Genomic DNA, 19,982 nt, shown 5'->3' on the forward strand with positions numbered 1-19,982 from the left:
GCCCCCTCTCACCGGTACTCCGACAACCGGCGCCCGATGCCCAGCACCGCTCCGGCCGCGGCCAGCACGGCGAGCACCGCGGCGCCCGCGGCGAGGCCGCTCATCGCGCCCAGACCGTCGCCCGCCGCCCGCTCGAACTGGACGCGCTCGTGCTTGAGCGCGGTGTTCAGGGCGTCGTCCACGTTGTCGAAGCACTCGCCCGTCGGCTCGTCCGCCTTGGAGCCGATGATCCTGTCGAGCGCGCCCTGGTAGTTGCCCGCGTCGTCCTGCGCGCGGGCTTCCCTGTGCCGGTCCTTCCAGACCTTCATGTTGGCCGTCGCCGCCCGGACCGGCCGCACGCCCGCGCCGTCGTCCGCGAGGGCCTCGGCCGCGGCCAGCTTGGTGGTCAGGTCCTTCATCTGGCGCTCGAAGTCGTAGTCGTAGACGTCCACGACCTTCACGTCCGCGCCGGTGCCCACCTCCTTGGTCTCCGCGCCGCGGGACACCAGGGTGAGGTTCTCGTTGCCGCGGGCCTTGAGCGAGGCGATCCGGGCGTCGTTGAGCGTGTTCAGCGAGCGGACGCCGTGGTCGTACGACTCGTTCAGACCGGCACGGGCGACGGTGTGGCCCACGGCCAGCCACAGCAGCACGATCGCGGTGGCGGTGGTCGCGGCCACCAGGCCGTGGTTCAGCACACGGTTCGTGCGGCGGTAGTTGCGGCGCTGGACCCAGACGAGAGCGCCCAGCGCGAGGACTCCGGCGCCGATCGCGATCCACGGGTACGGCGTCGCGTCGTCGTAGTCGGACCGCAGCCGCTGGTTCTCCACCTTGTAGAGCGTCTCGGCGTCGTCCAGCATGACCTGCATCTTCGAGTTCGCGTACCGCAGGTAGGCGCCGCCCAGCGGGAAGCCCTGCCGGTTGTTCGCCCGGGCGCGCTCCACCAGGCCCTTGTACTCGGGCAGCGTCTTGTTCAGCCGGGTGATGGTCTTCTCGGAGGGCGAGCCCGGCTCGGAGTTCGCGGCGGCCGTCACCAGCTTGTCCGCGGCCAGCCGGATGTCGCTCTCGTAGCGGGTGCGGGACGCCTCGGTCTCCTGGCCGCCCGCCAGGAAGCCGCTGGAGGCGGCCGTGTTGGCGTCCGCGAGCGAGCGGTAGATGTCCGCGGCGTCGGCGCTCAGCGGCTGGCTGCTGTTCAGCACCGCGTCCGCCGCGGTCGAACGCTCCGTCATCTGCCAGGCGGTGACCGCGCCGAACGCGACGACGAGGACGGCGAGGACGGCGCCGATGACGCGCAGCCGCCCGGGCTCCGTGGTCGCCGCGGCACGCAGCCTGTCGACACCCTCCGCCCAGGCCGTACGACGCGGGGGCGGGGTGTCGGGAACGCCCTGCGGGCCGGGCCGGGGCACCTGCGGCGGCACCGTGGGCGTCACGGGCACAGGCGGCCCCGGTGGCGCGGCGCTGCCCGTCTGCTGGTGTGTCACTTGACCTCCCCCATGGTCACGGCCGGTCACCTCCGCCCGGCGCCGGGAGGCACGGGAAGAGGTGCACGGCCGCAAGTATCGCCGCCGTGACTGACATCCGCACAGGCCTTGTCCCGATCTTGTTCCGGATCACCGCACCTCGAAGATCCCCCACCACCCCTGCTCATGAATACGCCAACCCGAACGGTTCGGTTCCCTGCGCGCTCAGACCTTCTCGTAATACGCGCGCACGCGGGCGTGCGCCCGGCCCGGCGCGCCCAGGTGGTCGAGTCCCAGGAGGGCGGCGCCGAGCACCGGCCGCGCGGTGACGACCCGGGGCACGGCCTTGGGGGCGCGCTCCGCCAGCAGTTCCCGCACCCGGTCGTCGAGTTGGGGGTGGCGTGCCGCCAGGACCCCGCCGCCGAGCAGCACCGGGGCCTCCTCGTCCAGCAGGCCGAGGCGGGTCAGCGCGACGACCGCCATGGCCACGACCTCGTCCGCGAGCCGGTCGACGATCCCGCGGGCGACCGGGTCGCCGGCCGCCGCCGTGGCGAACAGGACCGGCGTCAGTTCGTGCCGCCGCTCCTCCGCCACACGCTCCAGATGCAGCGCCTCGATCAGCGCGTACATGGAGTCGAGCCCGAAGTGCGCGGGCAGGGTGCGGGCCAGCGCGGTGGGGCCGCCCCGCCCGTCCTCGGCACGCGCCCCGTGCCACAGGGCCTCCTCGGCGAGCCCCCAACCACCGCCCCAGTCACCGGAGATGCGGCCGAGCGCGGGGAAGCGGGCGGTGCGCCCGTCGGGCCGCATGCCCACGCAGTTGATGCCCGCGCCGCACACCACCGCCACGCCCCGCGGCTCCTCGACACCGGCGCGCAGGATCGCGAAGGTGTCGTTGCGGACCTCCACGGTCGCCCCCCAGCCCCGCTCGTGCAGAGCGGCGGCCAACTGCGCCTCCTCGACCGGGAGATCGGCGTTGGCCAGGCAGGCCGAGACATGCTCGACGCCTCGCACGCCCGCCTCCGCGAACGCGCGCCCGACGGCGTCCGCGACCTTGTCCACCGCCTGGCGGACACCGACCGCGGGCGGCCGGAAGCCTCCGCCGCGCGCCGTGGCGAGGACGCTCCCGTCGGCCGCCACGACCGCGACGTCGGTCTTGCTGTTCCCCGCGTCGACGGCGAGGACATGTGCGGTCACGCCCACGCCAGGTGCTCCCGGTTGTGCGCGATCAGACGGTCGGTGAGGTCGTCGGCGTACGCGTACTGGCCGACCAGCGGGTGCGCGAGCAGGGCCCGGAACACCCGTTCGCGGCCCCCGCGCAGCGCGGCCTCCAGCGCCAGGTCCTCGTACGCGGTGACGCCGGCCATCAGACCCGCGTAGAGCGGGTCCACCGGTGCCACCGGCAGCGGAGCGGCGCCGGTGCGTCCGACGGCCGCCTGCACCTCCACGACGGCGTCGTCCGGCAGGAACGGCAGAGTGCCCCTGTTGTACGTGTTCACCACCTGGTACGGGCTGCCCCCGCCGCCGAGCAGCGAGGCCGCGAGGTCCACGGCGGCCTCGGAGTAGTACGCCCCGCCCCTGCGGGAGAGCAGCTCCGGCTTCTCGTCGAGCTGCGGGTCCCCGTACATGGCCAGCAGTTCCTTCTCCATCGCGGCCACCTCGGCGGCCCGTGACGGCTTCGTCCGCAGCTCCCGCACGACCTCGTCGTGGGCGTAGAAGTAGCGCAGGTAGTAGGACGGGACGACGCCCAGGCGGTCCAGGACGCCCCGCGGCAGGCGCAGGTCGTCGGCGAGGGCGTCCCCGTGCTCGGCCAGGAGCTTCGGCAGCACGTTCTCGCCCTCGGGCCCGCCGAGCCGCACCCGCGTCTCCCAGGTGAGGTGGTTGAGGCCCACGTGGTCCAGGTGCACGTCGGCGGGGGCGACCCCGAGCAGCCCGGCGAACTTCCGCTGGAAGCCGATCGCCACGTTGCACAGCCCGACCGCCCGGTGGCCGGCCTGGAGGAGGGCGCGGGTCACGATGCCGACGGGGTTGGTGAAGTCGATGATCCACGCGTCGGGGTTCGCGCGCCGGACCCGCTCGGCGATGTCGAGCACCACCGGAACGGTGCGCAGCGCCTTGGCGAGCCCGCCCGCGCCGGTCGTCTCCTGGCCGACGCAGCCGCACTCCAGCGGCCAGGTCTCGTCCTCGTTCCTGGCGGCCTGCCCGCCGACGCGCAACTGCAGCAGCACCGCGTCGGCCCCGTCGACACCCGCGTCGAGGTCGGCGGTCGTGGTGATCCGGCCCGGGTGACCCTGCCGGGCGAAGATCCGCCGGGCCAGCCCGCCGACCAGTTCCAGGCGGTCGACGGCCGGATCGACCAGGACCAGTTCCTCGATGGGCAGGGTGTCCCGCAGCCTCGCGAATCCGTCGATCAGTTCAGGGGTGTACGTGGAACCCCCGCCCACTACTGCGAGTTTCATGTCAGCCCTTCACTCCGGTGAGCGTGACGCCCTCGACGAACGCCTTCTGCGCGAAGAAGAACACGAGGATCACGGGGGCCATGACCAGGACGGTCGCGGCCATCGTCAGATTCCAGTCGGTGTGGTGCGCGCCCTTGAAGGACTCCAGGCCGTAGCTCAGGGTCCAGGCGCCGGGGTTCTCGGACGCGTAGATCTGCGGCCCGAAGTAGTCGTTCCAGGCGTAGAAGAACTGGAACAGCGCGACGGCCGCGATCCCCGGCTTCGCCATCGGCAGCACGACCTTGAGCAGGGTCCGCAGGTCCCCGCAGCCGTCGACCTTCGCCGCGTCCAGGTACTCGTTCGGGATCGTCGTCAGGAACTGCCGCAGCAGGAAGATGGAGAACGCGTCGCCGAACGCCATCGGGACGATCAGCGGCCACAGCGTGCCCGACAGGTCGAGCTGCTTCGCCCAGAACAGGTACATCGGGATGATGATGACCTGCGGCGGCAGCATCATCATCGAGATGACGAGCATCAGGGACAGGTTCCGGCCACGGAAGCGGAACTTGGCGAGGGCGTACGCCACGGGGACGGACGACAGCACCGTGAGGGCCGTGCCGGCGCCCGCGTACAGCAGGGTGTTGCGCCACCAGGTCAGGAAGCCGGGGGTGTCGAGGACCTTCGTGTAGTTGCCCCACTCCCAGGTGTCCGGGACCAGGTCCCTGCTCAGCGCCTGGTTGTCGCTCATCAGCGAGGTCAGCACCACGAACACGAACGGCAGGACGAAGAAGAGCGCGGCCGCCACCCCGAGGGCGTGCACGGCGATCCACTCCAGGAGCGCCCTGCGCCGGGCGGTCCGCTCGGCGGGCGACACCGGTGCCCGCAACTCGGTCGGCTTGTCGAGGACTTGGGTCATGGGTCAGTCACCTGCCTGGATGAGACCGCCCCGGCGCCGCATCAGGAACGCGGTGAACACCATGGACAGGGCGAACAGCACCAGCGCGACCACGCACGCCGAGCCGTAGTCGAAGCGCTGGAAGCCGAGGTTGTAGACGAGCTGCGGCAGGGTGAGCGTGGACTTGTCGGGGTAGCCCGGCTCGAACTGCTGGCCGGAGCCGCCGATGACGCCGGAGGCGACCTTCCCGGCGACCAGTGGCTGCGTGTAGTACTGCATCGTCTGGATCACACCGGTCACCACCGCGAACATGACGATCGGCGAGATGTTCGGCAGCGTCACGAAGCGGAACCGCTGCCACGCGGACGCGCCGTCCAGCTCGGCGGCCTCGTACTGCTCCCTGGGCACGTCCAGCAGGGCCGCCATGAAGATGACCATCAGGTCGCCCACGCCCCACAGGGCGAGCATCGTCAGGGCCGGCTTGGACCACGTGGCGTCCGTGAACCAGCCGGGGGTCGGCAGGCCCAGCCCGTCCAGGACCGAGTTCACCGGTCCGGTGCCGGGGTTCAGGAGGAACACGAACGCCAGGGTCGCCGCGACCGGCGGGGCCAGGTAGGGGAGGTAGAACAGGGTGCGGAAGACACCCGTGCCCGTGCGGATTCTCGTGATCAGCAGCCCGACGCCCAGCCCGAACACGACCCGGCAGCTCACCATGACCAGCACCAGCCACAGGGTGTTGCGCAGCGCCGGCCAGAACATCGGGTAGTCGTTGAAGACGTAGCTCCAGTTGCCCAGCCCCCTGAACTCGGGGACCCCGAAGCCGTCGTACTTCATGAACGAGAAGTAGACCGTCGAGACCAGCGGGTAGGCGAAGAAGACCCCGAAGCCGATCAGCCAGGGCGACATGAAGGCGAGCGTGCGCAGCGCCTGCCGCCGGTGCTTCGCGGCGAGGCCGGCGGAACCGGCCCCGGCGCGCGGAGTGTGCGTGGCCATCGCCGGCTACTTCGCCTGCTCGATGTCACGGTCGATCTGGGCGGCCGTCCTCGCCAGCCCCTCCTTGAGGTCCTTGGCCTTGCCGGACTCGTACTGGTACCCGAAGTCCTGGAGGGTCTGCTGGTACGTCGAGCCGTTGACGGAGGCCGGAGGGGTGTTGGACTCGGGGTGCTGCGCGATGTCGAGGAAGGTCCTGAAGCCCGGATCGGCCTTCAGGTCGGGGGACTTCAGCGCCTCGAAGGTGGACGGCACGTTGTGGATGGCGTTGGAGAAGGCGACGACGGCCTCGGTGTCGGTCGTCATGTACTTCACCAGCTCCCAGGCCGCGTTCTGCTTCTTGCTCTGCGGCGCGATGCCCATGATCGTGCCGGACAGGAATCCCTTGCCGTACTCGTCGGCCTCGTCGTCCGCCACCGGCATCGGTGCGGTGCCGATCTCGAACTTCACACCGGCGTCCTGGGCCATCCCGAGCCGCCACTCGCCGTCGAGCTGCATCGCCACCTGACCGGTGTGGAACGGGTGCTTGGCGCCCCACTCGTCGCCGAAGGTGTTGCGGTACTTCTCCAGCTTCGCGAAGCCCCCGAGGTCGTCCACGAGCTTCTTCTGGTACCTGAACATCTCCGCGAACGCGGGGTCGGAGGCCACGGTGGACTTGCCGTCCCTGCCGAAGTACGCGTGGTCCCACTGCGACATGTAGTGGTCCACGACCGTCTCGTAGCCGTGGTAGTTCGGCATGAAGCCGAGCCGCTCGTAGGAGTCGCCCTTCGGCTCGGTCAGCTTCTCGGCGACCTTCGCGAACTCGGACCACGTCCTCGGCGGCGCGTCGATGCCGGCCGCGGCGAAGGCGTCCTTGTTGTAGTAGAGCCCGTACGCGTCGCCGAGGAGCGGCATCGCGCAGCGGGTGCCCTCGAACTGGGTGTACTCCAGCATCGGCTTCGGGATGATCTTGTCCAGGTCGAGCTTCGACTTCTCGATGAACGGGCCGAGGTCGGCGAAGGCGCCGGAGGAGCAGAACTTGCCGACGTTGGACGTGGTGAACGACGACACGACGTCGGGGCCGTTCGAACCACCGGCCCGCAGCGCCTGGTTGAGCTTGTCGTCGTTGATGTTGCCGACGACCTTCACCTTGATGTTGGGGTGCTTCTTCTCGAACCGGCCGATGTTCGCCTTGATGGCCTCGACCTCGGAGGGCGCGCTCCAGCCGTGCCAGAACGTGATCGTGGTCTCGGCGTCGGGGTCGTCCGTGGCGCCGGTGTCGGCCTGACCGGTGCACGCGGTGGCGAGCAGGGCCACGGAGGCGACGGTCAGCAGCGCTTTTCTGGATATTCCGGGCATGGCGAGGTCTCCCTGGGGCGGGACGGGGTGGGTGAGCGAGACATGGCTACGGAGCGTGCGGGCGGTACGGGGCCCCGGAGGGCCGGGTCAGCGCGAGGTGTCGAAGACCTCGTCGCGGGCGGCCGCGAGCGCGCTCTCCAACGCGCCGCGCAGCACGGGGTGTTCATGGACGCCGCCGACGACCAGGCGGGGCCGGGACGCGGCGAGTTCCTCCAGTTCGGCCTGCACCAGGGCGCGCAGCGGTTCGCCGCCCCTGGTGAGCGAGGCGCCGCTGAGGACGACGAGTTCGGGGTCGAGGACGGAGACGAGCGAGGCGAGGCCGGTGGCCAGGCCCGTCGCGTAGGTCCGCAGGAGCTGCAGGTGGGGTCCCGTGCCGATGTCCGCCGCCTGCTCGACGAGCGCCGCGGCGGCCTCGGCGTACGGCCCCGCCGGTACGGGTTCGATGCCCAGTTCGCGAGCCAGTTTCGGCAGCGCCTGGGAGCCGGCCAGCTCCTGGTAGCCGCCGCTGTTGGCCTTGGTGACGTGCCGTACGAGGGGGGCGCCGGGCACCGGCAGGAAGCCGACCTCTCCCGCGCCGCCGGTCCAGCCGCGGTGCAGCCGCCCGCCGAGCACGAGCGCCGCGCCGAGACCGCCCTCGTTCCACAGCAGTACGAAGTCCTCGTGGCCGCGGGCCGCTCCGAGCCGCTGCTCGGCGATGGCGACGAGATTGACGTCGTTCTCGTACTCGACCGGCATCGGCAGCGCCGCCGCCAGTTCGTCGAGCAGGGTGGTGGAGTGCCAGCCGGGGAGGTGGGAGGCGTAGCGCAGCCGGCCCGTGTTCGGGTCGAACGCGCCGGGTGTGCCGATGACGAGCCGCTGGATGTCGGCCCGTACGAGGCCCGCCGCCTTGACCGCTCCGTCGAGCGCGTCGGTGACCTGCCGAACGACGCTCTGCCCGCCGCGCCGGCCGGGTGTGGGCAGTTCGTACTCGCCCACGGTCCGGCCCGTCACGTCGGCGACGGCGGCGAGGATCCGCTCGGGCGTCACATCGAGCCCGGCGGCGTACGCGGCGGCCGGGTTCACCGCGTACAGCTGTGCGTTGGGCCCCGGCCTGCCCTCGGTGGTGCCGGTGACGAGGACCAGGCCCGCCGCCTCCAGCCGGGCCAGCAGCTGGGAGGCGGTCGGCTTGGACAGTCCGGTCAGCTTGCCGATCCTGGTCCGGGACAGCGGGCCGTGGGCCAGCAGGAGGTCGAGTGCGGCACGGTCGTTCATGGCGCGCAGGACGCGCGGGGTGCCCGGCGTGCCGGCGGGTCCTGCGGGTCCAGCGGTTCCTGCGGGGCCTGTCACGGGGTCGACACCTGCCTTTCGGCTGACCAGCTTCCCAGTGGTGCCACCGGGAAGTCCACCGTGTGATCACTGTTAGGAAACTTTCCTATCGGTGGGAGGAAGGTAGGCCGGACGCGGGGGAGGCGTCAATACCGGCCACCCGCGGGCAACCAACTCGTTACCCCGCGACACACGTGTGGGGCGTCACCCGGATGCGCTCCGGATGCCGCCCCACACGTATGAGAAGGGTCTCGTCGCTACTTGGTCACATTCGTCGGCGCCGCGGGTGCGAGCGGGGACGCGGTCATCGACTGCGGGGACGCCGCGTTGGCGTAGGCGGACGGGGCCGCCATGCCGGCCGTCGGGTCCGCGGCCTCCTCGGCCGCAGCCGCGGGCAGCCCGCCCACGAGGCTGATGTCCGCCTTGTCGAAGGCGTGCTTCACGCGCCAGCGCAGCTCGCGCTCGACCGACAGGGCCTTGCCGGGCATGGTCTTCGCTGAGACGCGCACGACCACGGAGTCCAGCAGCACGCTGTCGAGGCCCAGCACCTCGATCGGGCCCCACAGGCGCTCGTTCCAGGGCTCGGACTTGCTCATGGCCTCGCCGACCTCGGTCAGGACCGCGCGCACCCGGTCCAGGTCCTCGTCGGGGCGCACCGTGACGTCGACACCGGCGGTCGCCCAGCCCTGCGAGAGGTTGCCGATGCGCTTGACCTCGCCGTTGCGGACGTACCAGATCTCGCCGTTGTCGCCGCGGAGCTTGGTGACGCGCAGGCCGACCTCGATGACCTCGCCCGAGGCCACGCCCGCGTCCACCGTGTCGCCGACGCCGTACTGGTCCTCCAGGATCATGAAGACACCCGAGAGGAAGTCGGTCACCAGGTTGCGGGCGCCGAAACCGATCGCCACGCCCGCCACGCCGGCCGAGGCCAGCAGCGGGGCCAGGTTGATCTCGAAGGTGCCGAGGATCATCAGTGCGGCCGTGCCCATGATCAGGAAGGACGCGACCGAGCGCAGCACCGAGCCGATGGCCTGGGACCGCTGGCGGCGGCGCTCGACGTTGACGAGCAGGCCGCCCAGCGCCGTGCCGTCGACCGCCTGGGCCGTGCGGTTCATCCGGTCTATGAGCTTGGTGATGGCCCGCCTGACGGCGACTCTCAGCACGGCGGCTATGACCACGATCAGCAGCACCCGCAGGCCGATGCTCAGCCATGTGGACCAGTTCTGCTCGACCCAGCTCGCGGCGTTGGTCGCTCTTTCCTGGGCGTCCTGGAGCGTCGGTGCCGTCGGTTCCTCGGTGGGATCGGCGGCCGACAGGACGGACAAGAACACGGCAGGTACCTCCAGGCGTAGCGGCCCGCCCGGGGCCGGGACATCGGGACAAATGCCGACGGGCGGAACCACCACACTAACGGGGCATCGTGTGTGGATCGTTGCAATGTTCGGGGGAGAGACGGTGCTCACCTGGGGATGAAGTACATGTGGTCGAAAACACTCCCAGCCCGTTACCGGGACATGGTGGCGCTTCCACCAGGCATGAGGGGAGACTGACTACAGATCGTCCCGGCGCGAGCCACGCGCCGCCGGCGTACAAGGAGGCCATCCGTGCCGCATGTCCTGGTCCTCAACGCGTCGTACGAGCCCCTCGGCGTCGTACCGCTCCGCCGCGCGCTCGTCCTCGTCCTGGAGAACAAGGCAGTCTGCCTCGAGGAGTCCGGCGCCTTCATGCACAGTTCGACCGTTACTGTCCCCGCACCCAGCGTGGTCCGGCTGAAGAGGTTCGTACGGGTCCCCTACCGCGGGCCCGTTCCGCTGACCAGGCGGGCGCTGTTCGCCCGCGACGGCGGCCGGTGCATGTACTGCGGTGGCGTCGCAACCAGCGTCGACCACGTCATCCCGCGCAGCCGCGGGGGTCTTCACGCCTGGGACAACGTGGTGGCGTCCTGCCGCCGCTGCAACCACACCAAGGCCGACCGGCACCTGGTGGAGATCGGCTGGCGCCTGCGCCACAAACCGGCCCCGCCCACGGGGCTCGCCTGGCGCATCATCGGCACCGGGCACAGGGACCCGCGCTGGCTGCCGTACCTGCAGCCGTACGGTGCCGAGGACGCCATGGCCCGGATCGACGGCATCTCCGCCTGACGACCCGGGCCTTCGTCTTGCCCGGAGCGGTCCGGGTCCCGCGTCCCGCGCCGGGCCCCCGGGAGGCCCCCCTCGCGCCTCCTGGGGACCCGGTGCGGTCCGCGACGCCCCCGGCCTGCCCGGCCGGTCCGCTCAGGCGAAGCGCAGCTCCGCCGGGCGGACCGAGCGGCTCAGCAGCGGCAGGGACGTGGCCGCGGCCAGCAGGCAGGCCGCGTACACGGCCACGGGCACGAGCAGCGGCACCAGCACCGGGACGATCGCGGCGTCCACGATCCTCCCGTAGACGAGGTGGATCGCCGTCCCGCCGAGGCCCGCGAGCAGCATCGCCGGAGCCAGCGGCAGCGCGGTCTCCAGCAGCAGCGCGCGGCCGAGCACCTTCCGGGGGACGCCCGCCGCGGCCTGGGCGGCGAGGCCGCGGCGCCGGGTGGCGAGCGACTCGGCCGTGCCCACGGCGAGGCCGGCCAGGCTGATCAGCAGCGCCACCAGGACGGCGGCACCCGCCAGGTCGATCCCGGTGGTGTAGAACGCCACGTCGTCGGGGCTGTACGGCACGCCCTGACGCGGGTGGTGCACGACGTCGAGGAACATCTCGCGCACCCCCGTGAAGCCGACGCCCACGACGGCCACCAGCAGCACGGCGGCGTTGGTGCGCGCGGTGGCCCACGGGTCGGCCCGGAGCCGTTCCGCGGCGAGCAGCATCGAGGGGTTCCCGGCCCGGGCGGCGAGCCGCCCGCCGAGGAACCGCGCGGTGACTCCGGCGGCCCCCACCGCGCCCGCTCCGGTCAGCGCCACCGCCGAGAACACCAGGAGGGGGAACGCGGTCTGCCCGGGTCCGGTGCTCCGCGTGACGATCAGCAGGGCGGCCAGACCCACGAGGGCGGCCGGCACCACGACGGCGAGGGCGGCGACCCGGCTGTGGGCCGGGCGCACCCGGAGCACCCGGCCGAGCGGCGAGGCCACGACCCGGCGCAGCGCGAGCACGCTCACCAGCACGGCCAGCAGCGGTACGGACACCGCTACCAGGGCGAAGCCGCCCCAGGCCGCCGCGGGCAGCGGCTGCCGCAGCACGCTCAGCAGGAGGAGCGCCGAGAACGACGCGGCGACGGCCGCACCGAGCAGGCAGGCGAGACCGGCCTCCAGGGCGGCGATCCGCCGCACCTGCCGCGCGGTCGCCCCGGCCAGGCGCAGTCCGGCCAGCCGGCGGTCGCGGTGCACGGCGCCGATGCGCGCGCACTGGCCGAGGAAGCCGAGCACGGGCACCCACAGCAGCAGCAGCGTGACGACCACCCCGGCGCGCTGCCCCGGCTGGTTCAGGAGGCCGTGGAAGTACGGTGTGGAGACCTGCCCCTCCACCGAGGCGACCGCGGCCGCCGCGAATCCGAGGGCGGTGGCGAGCGCGGCCCCCAGCGCCGTCAGGAGCACGCGCCACCACTCCCGCCGGTCCGAGCCGCGGGCCAGCAGCCAGGCGAGTGCGAGATCCCCGGTCACCGGACCACCTCCATCGCCTGCGCGTCCGACGGCACGAGGACCGTGCCGTCGCGCAGTTCCACCTCGCGGTCGGCGTACGCGGCCACCTGGGCGTCGTGCGTGATGAGCAGGACCGCGGTGCCGGCCTCCCGGACCGTGTGCGTCAGGGCCGTCATCACGTCCTCGCTCGCCAGGGAGTCGAGGGCGCCGGTGGGCTCGTCGGCGAAGACGACCTTCGGTTCGGTCACCAACGCCCGCGCCAGAGCCACGCGTTGGGCCTGGCCGCCACTCATCTCGCCGGGCCGCAGCTCGCTCTGGCCGCGTACGCCGAACCGCTCCAGCCACTCGTACGCCCGGACGTGGGCGGCCCCGCGGGAGATGCCGGCCAGCATCAGCGGCAGCGCCACGTTGTCGAGCGCGGTCAACTCCGGGATCAGCTGACCGAACTGGAACAGCACTCCGAACTCCGTGCGGCGCAGCTCGCTCAGCCGCTTCTCGGGCAGCGTGTCGAGGCGCTGCCCCGCGTAGACGACCGAGCCGCCGTCGGGTCGCGTGATCCCCGCCAGGCAGTGCAGCAGCGTGGACTTGCCGCTGCCGCTCGCCCCGGACACGGCGAGGATCTCGCCCGCCCGCAGTTCGACCGACGCGCCCCGCAGCGCCTCGGTCCTGCCGTGCGTCTTGGTCAGCCCCTCGGCCGTCAGGACGGGCACGGTTCGCTCCGTACTTCTCATGCTGTGTGGACCTCCGCGGTCAGAGTGCCGAGCCGGGCCGCGGTGGTCGTCATCCAGCGCAGGTCGGCGTCGAGGTGGTTGAGGGCGTAGTCGGCCGAGAGGACCGTGGCGAGATCCGTGCCCGGAGCGGTCTTGACCGCCGTCAGCTCCCGCATCCGCGCCATGTGCGCGGTCCGCTGGGAGGCCAGGTAGTCGGCCGGGTCGGCCGAGGCGAGGATCGTGCACACGACCTTGGCGAAGATCTCGTTGGTCACGAAGGGCGCCGGAGGGGTGATCTCCCCCGTCCAGCCGAGGAGTTCCTTCGCCCCCTCGTCGGTGGAGCGGTACAGCGTGCGCTCGGGGCCGCCGTCCGAGTCGGTCCCGTCGATCTCGGCGAGACCGTCGCGGACCAGGCGCTGAAGTGTCGTGTAGACCTGGCCGTAGGCCAGGGGGCGGGCCTGTGGGAAGCGTTCGTCATGGCGTCGCTTGAGGTCGTAGCCGTGGCTGGGACCTCCGGCGAGCAGGCCCAGCAGGATGTGACGGGTGCTCATGGCGATCATTATGCACTCGATATATGTACTGAGTGAATAGTCGAGAGGGAATTGGTGCCGGACGTGCGGGAGGGGTCGACGGGCCGGCGGCCGGACGAGTGGCGGGCCGTGACGGAGGGTATGTCTCCCGGTGCTCTTGGTCACCGGACGATCCGGGGACAGAATGTGACCGGGGGCACGTTGTCCGAGCCGTCACGTCTGCGGGCCCGCTCGCTGGGTAGGGCTGCCCGTACCCGCCCGCACGACCGACAAGGAGGCCCCTGTGGCCGCATCGGCACAGCTTCTGCTCTCGGCCCTCTCCAAACCCCCGGCGGACCTGCCCGCCGACGAGCCCGCCGACGAGCCCGTGGTGGACCTGCCCGCCGAACCCGACCCCTACCTGTGCGTGTTCAGCGCCCAGGGGGCCCGCGCCGAGGCGCCGCTCACCAGTGAGCCGCCGCTGCCCGACGCCGCCCCGCTCACCAGCGAGCCGCCGCTCGCCGACGCGGCGCCCCTGACCAGTGAGCCCTCCCTCCTGCTCGCCGCCCCGTCCGACCAGGGCGGGCCCTCGTCCACCGGTGTCGGCGCGGGCCCGGATCCCTCGGGGGTCTGATGCCGCTCTCCCGGCTCGCCGCGCTGTACGGCGTCGCCACCTCCTACAGTCCGTCCCCCGGCCGGACGGTCGCGGCCTCCGACGCCGCGGTGGTCGCCGCGCTCGCCGCGCTGGGCGTCCCCGCGGGGACCCCGGAGGCCGTGCGCGAGGCCCTCACCGCGCGCGAGGCCCACCTGCGGGACCGGCTGCTGCCGCCGACGGTCGTGAGCTGGATCGGGGCGGCCGGCACGGGGCCGTCCGGTGGCGCCGCGTCGCCGGGGGAGCCGTCGGGTGGAGGGGCCGGGGCCGCCTCGCCGGACGGGTCCTCCCGTGCGGCGGGGAGCGCTCGTACGGCCGGGAGTCCTGATGCGGCCGGGAGCCCAGGTACCGCCGGGAGGCCTGATTCCGATGAGGGCCCTGATGCGGTCGGGAGCGCGGGCCCGGCGGAGAGCGCCGGCGCGGCGGAGGCCGCCGCCGACGCGGACGGGACCGGGCTCCGGGCCGGGTCGTCCCTCCCGGCCGTCCTCGCCGCACTGCCGCCCGGCACCCGCCTGCTGATCCGCACCGAGCAGGGCGAGACCCGCGCGTCCACGGAGCGCCTCCCACCCGGTGTGCACGCGATGGAGGCCACCGCCCCCGACGGCCGCACCGCCCGCGCCCACCTCGTCGTCGCCCCGGCGCGGCTGCCCGCGCCGCCCGGACGGACGTACGGGCTGCTCGTGCAGGTCTACTCCCTGCTGTCCGGTCGCTCCTGGGGCATGGGCGACCTCGGCGACCTCGCCGAACTCGCCTCCTGGGCGGGGCGCTCCCTCGGCGCGGGGTTCGTCCAGGTCAACCCGATGCACGCGGCCGTGCCCGGCGCGCCGACCGACCCCTCCCCGTACCGGCCCTCCTCCCGCCGCTACCCCGACCCCGTCCACCTGCGCGTCGAGGACGTCCCCGAGTTCGCCCACACCGAGGACCGGGACCGCCTGCGCGCGCTCCTGGAGCGGGCCGAGCGGCAACGCGCGTCCGTGCTCCACAAGGACGCCCTGATCGACCGCGACGCGGTGTGGGAACTGAAGCGGGAGGCCCTGGAACTCGTACGGGACGTGCCCCTCGGGCCCGGGCGGCGCGCCGCCTACTGCGACTTCCTCGCGGAGGAGGGCGAGGCGCTGGAGGACCACGCCACGTGGTGCGCGCTCGCGGAGGTCCACGGCTCCGACTGGCATCACTGGCCGGCCGCCCTGCGCGACCCCCGCTCCGCGGAGACCGCCCGCGCCCGGGCCGAGTTGATGGACCGCGTCGACTTCCACTGCCGCCTCGCCTGGCTGACGGACGCCCAGCTCTCCGCCGCCCAGCGCAGCGCGCGGGACGCGGGGATGCCGGTGGGGATCGTCCACGACCTCGCGGTCGGCGTCCACCCGGGCGGCGCCGACGCGTGGGCGCAGCAGGAGCACTTCGCCGCCGGTATGACCGTAGGCGCACCCCCGGACGCCTTCAGCGTCCAGGGCCAGGACTGGGGCCTGCCGCCCTGGCGCCCGGACCGCCTCGCCGAGTCCGGCTACGCCCCCTACCGCCGCCTCCTGCGCGCCCTGTTCCGGTACGCGGGCGCCCTGCGCATCGACCACGTCATGGGCCTGTTCCGGCTCTGGTGGATCCCGCAGGGCCGACCCGCCACCGAGGGCGCGTACGTCCGCTACGACGCCGAGGCCATGCTCGCGATCCTGGCGCTGGAGGCCTCCCGGGCGGGGGCTCCGGTGATCGGCGAGGACCTCGGCACCGTGGAGCCGGGCGTACGGGAGACCCTCCACGAGCACGGGGTCCTCGGCACCTCCGTGCTGTGGTTCGAACGCGACTGGGCCGGTACGGGGCGGCCGCTGCCCCCCGAGAGCTGGCGTGCGGACTGCCTCGCCACGGCCACCACCCACGACCTGCCGCCCACCGCGTCGAGGCTCACCGGCGACCATGTCGAACTCCGCGACCGGCTCGGCCTGTTGACCCGCCCCCTCGCCGAGGAACGCGCCGAGGCCGCCGCCGAGGCGGGGGAGTGGCTGAGGCTGCTAGCCCGGCTCGGACTGCTCGAAGGGTCCGGCGGCGGAGTGTCCGAGGAGGCGGAGATCCAGGCGCTGCACCGCTTCCTGCTGCGCACTCCGGCCCGCATGGTCGGCGTCTGGCTGCCGGACGCGATCGGCGACCGCCGCCCGCAGAACCTGCCGGGCACCTGGGACCAGTACCCCAACTGGCGCCTGCCCGTCGCCGACGCGGACGGCCGCCCGGTCACCCTGGAGGAACTCGCCGCGTCCCCCCGGCTGTACGCCCTGTTCGACGTGGTGCGCGGGAGCCGGTCCGCCGACGCGGTCGCACCGGACGCGGAGGGCCCCGCACCCCGTACGGCACCCCCGGGCGCGCGGCCGGTTTAGGTGTTCGCTACGTTTGCACCGTGGATAAGAAGAACGCCCTGCGCGCCGGCGCCCTGGCTGCCGGTACGACGCTGATGATGCTGCTCATGTCGTCCCCCGCGCTCGCGCTGACGCGTGACGACGGCGACGGCCCCGGTTCCGGCCTCAGCGTCGTCGAGACGCTGGGTCTGTTCGTCGCCGCTCCGATCGGGCTGTTCGCGCTCATCACCGGTCTGGTGATGGTCCTGGACAAGTCGTCGGACCGGCAGCCCAAGGCCAAGGCCGGGTCGAAGGGCCAGGTCGAGGTCAAGACCTCCGCCTCCTGACCCCGGACGGCACGAGACTTCTCACCCGAGGGCACCGCCCTCGCCCACGTACGCGTTCGTCGCGGCACGTGGGCGGGGCCGGTGCCCTCGGCGCGTCCCGGCCCCGCGACGCGCCGGAGCGGGGTGCGGCGGGGCGGGGTGCGGCGGGACGCCGCGGGACTCGGCCGGGCTGGTGTGGCCGGTCGGGGCGGGACGGCGTTTCGGGGTGCCGAGGGGTGCCGAGGCGTGCAGGGGTGTGGCCGGCCGCGGCGGGTCGGGTCCCGGCGGGTCGGCTCCGGTCGGAGCGGGGGCTCCCGGCGGGTCGGCTCCGGTCGGAGCGGGGCCGGTAGTGGCATCCGCCGGGTGGCCGGGTGCGGGCGGGCTCAGTCCGACCGGCCCGGGTGCGCGGCTGTGAGGTAGCGCTGCACGGTCGGCGCCAGCCAGGCCGCGATCTCGTCCCGGTGCAGGTCCACGGCGGGCGGGAACCGCAGGACGTACCGCGTCAGGGCCATCCCCAGCATCTGCGAGGAGACCAGCGCGGCCCGCGCGGGCGCCTGCTCGGGGTCGGGGCACACACGCAGCGCGACCGGCATCAACTGCTGCTTGAAGATGCCCTGCATGCGCTCGGCCCCGGCGGCGTTGGTGACCCCCACCCGCAGCAGCGCGGTCAACACCTCGTTCCGTTCCCACACGTCGAGAAAGTGCTCGACGAAGACCCGGCCGACGTCCTCCCTGGGCACCGTGTCGGGCACCGGCAGCCTCAGGTCGATGTCGATGGCCGCCGCGAACAGCCCTTCCTTGTTGCCGTAGTAGCGCATCACCATCGACGGGTCGATCCGTGCGTCGCGGGCGATGGCACGGATGGTGGCGCGTTCGTAGCCGTCGGCCGCGAAGCGCTCCCGCGCGGCGGCGAGGATGGTCGCGCGGGTGGCGTCGGAGCGGCGGGGGGCCGTGTCCCGGGCGCGCTCGGCGGCGGTGGTGTCGGAGTCGGTGTCCGTCTCGATCATGCCAACAAGCGTAGGCCAACAACTGTTGACAGTCCAGGAGTGCCACCCTATGGTGGCAAACAAGCGTTGGCCTACAGGTGTTGGCCAACGGCTGTAGGCATCGAAGGCGTGACTGAACCGGTGAACGGCCGGGCCGGCCCACAACGGGTGGCCAACGGCTGTTGATCAGGAGCCGTAGGTCCCACCGCCCTCGACCAACGAGCGTTGGCATCAGGAGGCCGCCATGAACGGCACGACCCGTAACGCCGCGGACGCCGCCGCGCTGACAGCTCCCGCGGGCACGTCCGCCGAGACCCCGGCGGACGCTCCCGGCACCGCGCCCACCGCCGCGCGGGCCGAGGTTCCCGGCGCCGCTGCCGGCGGAGTGATCGTCGTCGGCGCCGGGCCCACCGGACTGCTGCTGGCCGGAGACCTCGCCGAGGCCGGAGTCGAAGTCACCCTCGTCGAGAAGCGCGCGCACAGGATCAGCAACCTCTCGCGTGCCTTCGTCCTGCACGCCCGCACGCTGGAGCAGCTCGACGCCCGGGGTCTCGCCGACGAGTTGGAGGCGAAGAGGCAGACCCTCGACCGGCTGGGCCTGTTCACCCGCCTCACGATCGACCTCGGCACGCTCCCGTCCCGTTTCAACCACCTGCTCGTGCTGCCGCAGTACGAGGTGGAGAAGGTGCTGGAGCGCCGGGCGGTCGCGGCGGGGGTGCGATTCAGGTACGAGACCGAGGTGACGGGTCTCGTCCAGGACGCGGACGGCGTGACGCTCCGGGTGCGCGGGGCGGGCGCGGACGGGACCGGCGGGACGGACGAGACCGATGCGGCGGATGGGGCGGATGGGGTCAGCGGGACGGATGGGGTCGGCACGACGGGCCGGGCCGGTTCGGGTGGCGGGGAGGAGCTGCGGGCCGCCTACGTCGTCGGGACGGACGGGATGCGCAGTGCCGTGCGGCAGGCGGTGGGGCTGGCGTTCCCCGGGCGTTCGGTGATCCGTTCCGTCGTGCTCGCGGACGTGCGGCTGGCCGAGGAGCCCGAGACGCTGCTGACCGTGAACGCGGTGGGGGACGCGTTCGCGTTCCTCGCCCCCTTCGGCGACGGCTACTACCGGGTGATCGGCTGGCACCGGGGCCGTGACGTCGCCGACGACGAGCCCCTCGACCTCGACGAGGTCCGGGAGATCACCCGGCTGGCCCTCGGCCGCGACTTCGGGATGCACGACGCGCGCTGGATGTCGCGTTTCCACAGCGACGAACGCCAGGCGCCGTCCTACCGCGTGGGGCGGGTCCTGCTCGCCGGTGACGCCGCGCACGTCCACACCCCGGCCGGCGGGCAGGGCATGAACACCGGTCTCCAGGACGCCGCGAACCTCGGCTGGAAGCTGGCGGCCGTCCTCGACGGGCGTCGGGACGGCGACGCCCTGCTCGACACCTACCAGGCCGAACGGCACCCCGTGGGACGGTCCGTCCTGCGCAGCAGCGGCGGGATCGTGCGGCTCGCGATGGCCAAGCGGCCCTGGACGCTGGCGGCCCGCCGGCTGCTCACCACGTTCCTGGACCATGTGGGCCCGGCCCGTACCCGGATGCTCGGCCGGATCACCGGCATCGGCTACGCCTACCCCGCGCCGCGCGGCTCCCACCCCCTGGTCGGCCGGCGCGCCCCGGACGTGGCGCTGCGCGACGGCCGCCTGTACGAGGCCCTGCGCGGCGGCAGGTTCGTCCTGATCGTCCCGGAGGAGCGCGCCGGAGCGTTCGCGGACCTCGACGGGGGTGACCGCAAGGGGAGGCTGGCGGTGGCGAGTTGGGCGAGCGACCGGCGTACGGCGCTGCTGGTCCGCCCCGACGGCCATGTGGCCTGGGCCTCCGAGTCGGCGGACGCGGCGGAGATCGGGGCGGTGCTGGCCGGCGCGGTGCCGTCTAGGACGGCGGGTTGACCGTGCCCGCGAGCAACTGACGGAGCAGGTCGGCCAGTTGGCCGGCCTGCTCCTCGTCGAGCGCCGACAGGGCCTCCGTCTGGAGGGCGAGCCCGGCGCCGACCGCCTCGTCGACGACGGCCAACCCCTTGTCGGTCAGCGTGACTTGAAGGGCCCGGCGGTCGTGGAGGTCGGGCGACCTGCGGAGCAGGCCCGCCCGTTCCAGCTTGTCGAGCCGGCCCGTCATGCCGCCGGTCGTCAGCATCAGGGTCGCCGAGAGCTGCCGGGGCGAGAGGGTGTGCGGGGCGCCGGAGCGGCGCAGCGTCGCGATGACGTCGAACTCGCCGCGTGAGATGCCGAATCGGGCGTACGCCTTCTCCATCCGGTCGCCCATGGTCCTGGCGAGCCGGTAGACGCGGCCGAAGACCTCCATCGCGGCCGTGTCCAGATCGGGCCGGACCGCGGCCCACTGGTCGACGATCGCGTCGACGGGGTCCCGGGATGCCTTGGGCGTGCTCATGAGGGCGAGTATCCGCCGCGGTGGCGCCGGACC

Annotated in this window: 18 protein-coding genes; 5 read left to right on the forward strand and 13 right to left on the reverse strand. The window is 72.9% G+C overall.

Features of this window, described 5'->3' with window-relative positions; translation table 11 throughout:
- Positions 1 to 8 precede the first annotated feature (8 nt).
- From IE265_RS10935 to IE265_RS10970, 8 genes are all read right to left on the reverse strand, one after another.
- Entirely contained in the window at positions 9 to 1,457 is a 1,449-nt protein-coding gene (locus tag IE265_RS10935; protein WP_190035257.1) for a GlnX family signal transduction membrane protein, read from the reverse strand.
- Positions 1,458 to 1,661: 204 nt separating this feature from the next.
- Positions 1,662 to 2,636 carry an N-acetylglucosamine kinase gene (locus IE265_RS10940; protein ID WP_190035258.1) on the reverse strand — a complete coding sequence of 325 codons (975 nt, stop codon included), beginning with the start codon at positions 2,634 to 2,636 and terminating at the stop codon, positions 1,662 to 1,664.
- The gene (locus IE265_RS10945) at positions 2,627 to 3,892 is read right to left on the reverse strand and encodes a 6-phospho-beta-glucosidase (protein WP_190035259.1); all 1,266 of its coding nucleotides are present in this window, start codon (positions 3,890 to 3,892) and stop codon (positions 2,627 to 2,629) included. The genes IE265_RS10940 and IE265_RS10945 overlap by 10 nt, the downstream gene beginning before the upstream one ends.
- A 1-nt stretch (position 3,893) precedes the next feature.
- Positions 3,894 to 4,787, reverse strand: coding sequence for a carbohydrate ABC transporter permease (locus IE265_RS10950; protein WP_190035260.1), 894 nt, complete (start codon positions 4,785 to 4,787; stop codon positions 3,894 to 3,896).
- A gap of 3 nt (positions 4,788 to 4,790) precedes the next feature.
- Positions 4,791 to 5,759 (reverse strand): carbohydrate ABC transporter permease, encoded by a 969-nt coding sequence (locus IE265_RS10955; RefSeq protein ID WP_190035261.1) that lies wholly within the window; start codon positions 5,757 to 5,759, stop codon positions 4,791 to 4,793.
- 6 nt (positions 5,760 to 5,765) lie between these two features.
- On the reverse strand, positions 5,766 to 7,094 hold the full coding sequence (locus tag IE265_RS10960) for an ABC transporter substrate-binding protein (RefSeq protein WP_190035262.1): 1,329 nt from the start codon (positions 7,092 to 7,094) through the stop codon (positions 5,766 to 5,768).
- Between the two features lie 87 nt (positions 7,095 to 7,181).
- On the reverse strand, positions 7,182 to 8,345 hold the full coding sequence (locus IE265_RS10965) for an ROK family transcriptional regulator (RefSeq protein WP_190035263.1): 1,164 nt from the start codon (positions 8,343 to 8,345) through the stop codon (positions 7,182 to 7,184).
- Between the two features lie 311 nt (positions 8,346 to 8,656).
- Positions 8,657 to 9,730 (reverse strand): mechanosensitive ion channel family protein, encoded by a 1,074-nt coding sequence (locus IE265_RS10970; RefSeq protein ID WP_190035264.1) that lies wholly within the window; start codon positions 9,728 to 9,730, stop codon positions 8,657 to 8,659.
- A gap of 273 nt (positions 9,731 to 10,003) precedes the next feature.
- Between IE265_RS10970 and IE265_RS10975 the strand changes: the two genes are divergently transcribed.
- Positions 10,004 to 10,540, forward strand: coding sequence for an HNH endonuclease (locus tag IE265_RS10975; protein WP_190035265.1), 537 nt, complete (start codon positions 10,004 to 10,006; stop codon positions 10,538 to 10,540).
- A 132-nt stretch (positions 10,541 to 10,672) separates the two neighbouring features.
- Here IE265_RS10975 and IE265_RS10980 read toward each other — a convergent pair whose 3' ends face one another.
- Genes IE265_RS10980 through IE265_RS10990 form a run of 3 tightly spaced genes read right to left on the reverse strand, consistent with a single transcriptional unit; the run spans position 10,673 to position 13,268 of the window.
- Positions 10,673 to 12,028 (reverse strand): ABC transporter permease, encoded by a 1,356-nt coding sequence (locus tag IE265_RS10980; RefSeq protein WP_190035266.1) that lies wholly within the window; start codon positions 12,026 to 12,028, stop codon positions 10,673 to 10,675.
- A complete protein-coding gene (locus IE265_RS10985; RefSeq protein WP_190035267.1) occupies positions 12,025 to 12,738 on the reverse strand; it encodes an ABC transporter ATP-binding protein in 714 nt (237 codons plus the stop codon). The genes IE265_RS10980 and IE265_RS10985 overlap by 4 nt, the downstream gene beginning before the upstream one ends.
- Positions 12,735 to 13,268: a PadR family transcriptional regulator gene (locus tag IE265_RS10990; RefSeq protein WP_190035268.1), complete on the reverse strand. Its 534-nt coding sequence runs from the start codon at positions 13,266 to 13,268 to the stop codon at positions 12,735 to 12,737. Before IE265_RS10990 ends, IE265_RS10985 begins: the two co-directional genes overlap by 4 nt.
- A 262-nt stretch (positions 13,269 to 13,530) precedes the next feature.
- Between IE265_RS10990 and IE265_RS10995 the strand changes: the two genes are divergently transcribed.
- The 3 genes from IE265_RS10995 to IE265_RS11005 are packed head-to-tail and all read left to right on the forward strand — an operon-like array spanning position 13,531 to position 16,546.
- Positions 13,531 to 13,860 carry a hypothetical protein gene (locus IE265_RS10995; RefSeq protein WP_190035269.1) on the forward strand — a complete coding sequence of 110 codons (330 nt, stop codon included), beginning with the start codon at positions 13,531 to 13,533 and terminating at the stop codon, positions 13,858 to 13,860.
- Positions 13,860 to 16,241, forward strand: coding sequence for a 4-alpha-glucanotransferase (gene malQ, locus IE265_RS11000; protein WP_190035270.1), 2,382 nt, complete (start codon positions 13,860 to 13,862; stop codon positions 16,239 to 16,241). Before IE265_RS10995 ends, malQ begins: the two co-directional genes overlap by 1 nt.
- 20 nt (positions 16,242 to 16,261) lie before the next feature.
- A complete protein-coding gene (locus IE265_RS11005) occupies positions 16,262 to 16,546 on the forward strand; it encodes a hypothetical protein (RefSeq protein WP_190035271.1) in 285 nt (94 codons plus the stop codon).
- A 362-nt stretch (positions 16,547 to 16,908) separates the two neighbouring features.
- Here the strand turns inward: IE265_RS11005 and IE265_RS11010 are convergent, their stop codons facing one another.
- Positions 16,909 to 17,532, reverse strand: a complete 624-nt coding sequence (locus tag IE265_RS11010; RefSeq protein ID WP_190035272.1) for a TetR/AcrR family transcriptional regulator — start codon at positions 17,530 to 17,532, stop codon at positions 16,909 to 16,911.
- Positions 17,533 to 17,755: 223 nt separating this feature from the next.
- Between IE265_RS11010 and IE265_RS11015 the strand changes: the two genes are divergently transcribed.
- Positions 17,756 to 19,450 carry an FAD-dependent monooxygenase gene (locus tag IE265_RS11015; RefSeq protein ID WP_190035273.1) on the forward strand — a complete coding sequence of 565 codons (1,695 nt, stop codon included), beginning with the start codon at positions 17,756 to 17,758 and terminating at the stop codon, positions 19,448 to 19,450.
- Here IE265_RS11015 and IE265_RS11020 read toward each other — a convergent pair.
- Positions 19,434 to 19,949: a MarR family winged helix-turn-helix transcriptional regulator gene (locus tag IE265_RS11020; RefSeq protein WP_190035274.1), complete on the reverse strand. Its 516-nt coding sequence runs from the start codon at positions 19,947 to 19,949 to the stop codon at positions 19,434 to 19,436. The genes IE265_RS11015 and IE265_RS11020 overlap by 17 nt on opposite strands.
- Positions 19,950 to 19,982: the final 33 nt, after the last annotated feature.

The organism is Streptomyces fructofermentans (assembly GCF_014651055.1).
In the GTDB taxonomy this organism is placed as follows: domain Bacteria; phylum Actinomycetota; class Actinomycetes; order Streptomycetales; family Streptomycetaceae; genus Streptomyces; species Streptomyces fructofermentans.

Bases quoted from the DNA above. Each gene is read 5' to 3' on its own strand.
- IE265_RS10955 (WP_190035261.1), bottom strand. From the start codon at position 5,759: ATGGCCACGCACACTCCGCGCGCCGGGGCCGGTTCCGCCGGCCTCGCC.
- malQ (WP_190035270.1), top strand. From the start codon at position 13,860: ATGCCGCTCTCCCGGCTCGCCGCGCTGTACGGCGTCGCCACCTCCTAC.
- IE265_RS10950 (WP_190035260.1), bottom strand. From the start codon at position 4,787: ATGACCCAAGTCCTCGACAAGCCGACCGAGTTGCGGGCACCGGTGTCG.
- IE265_RS10985 (WP_190035267.1), bottom strand. From the start codon at position 12,738: ATGAGAAGTACGGAGCGAACCGTGCCCGTCCTGACGGCCGAGGGGCTG.
- IE265_RS10965 (WP_190035263.1), bottom strand. From the start codon at position 8,345: ATGAACGACCGTGCCGCACTCGACCTCCTGCTGGCCCACGGCCCGCTG.
- IE265_RS10960 (WP_190035262.1), bottom strand. From the start codon at position 7,094: ATGCCCGGAATATCCAGAAAAGCGCTGCTGACCGTCGCCTCCGTGGCC.
- IE265_RS11020 (WP_190035274.1), bottom strand. From the start codon at position 19,949: ATGAGCACGCCCAAGGCATCCCGGGACCCCGTCGACGCGATCGTCGAC.
- IE265_RS11010 (WP_190035272.1), bottom strand. From the start codon at position 17,532: ATGATCGAGACGGACACCGACTCCGACACCACCGCCGCCGAGCGCGCC.
- IE265_RS10990 (WP_190035268.1), bottom strand. From the start codon at position 13,268: ATGAGCACCCGTCACATCCTGCTGGGCCTGCTCGCCGGAGGTCCCAGC.
- IE265_RS10945 (WP_190035259.1), bottom strand. From the start codon at position 3,892: ATGAAACTCGCAGTAGTGGGCGGGGGTTCCACGTACACCCCTGAACTG.
- IE265_RS11015 (WP_190035273.1), top strand. From the start codon at position 17,756: ATGAACGGCACGACCCGTAACGCCGCGGACGCCGCCGCGCTGACAGCT.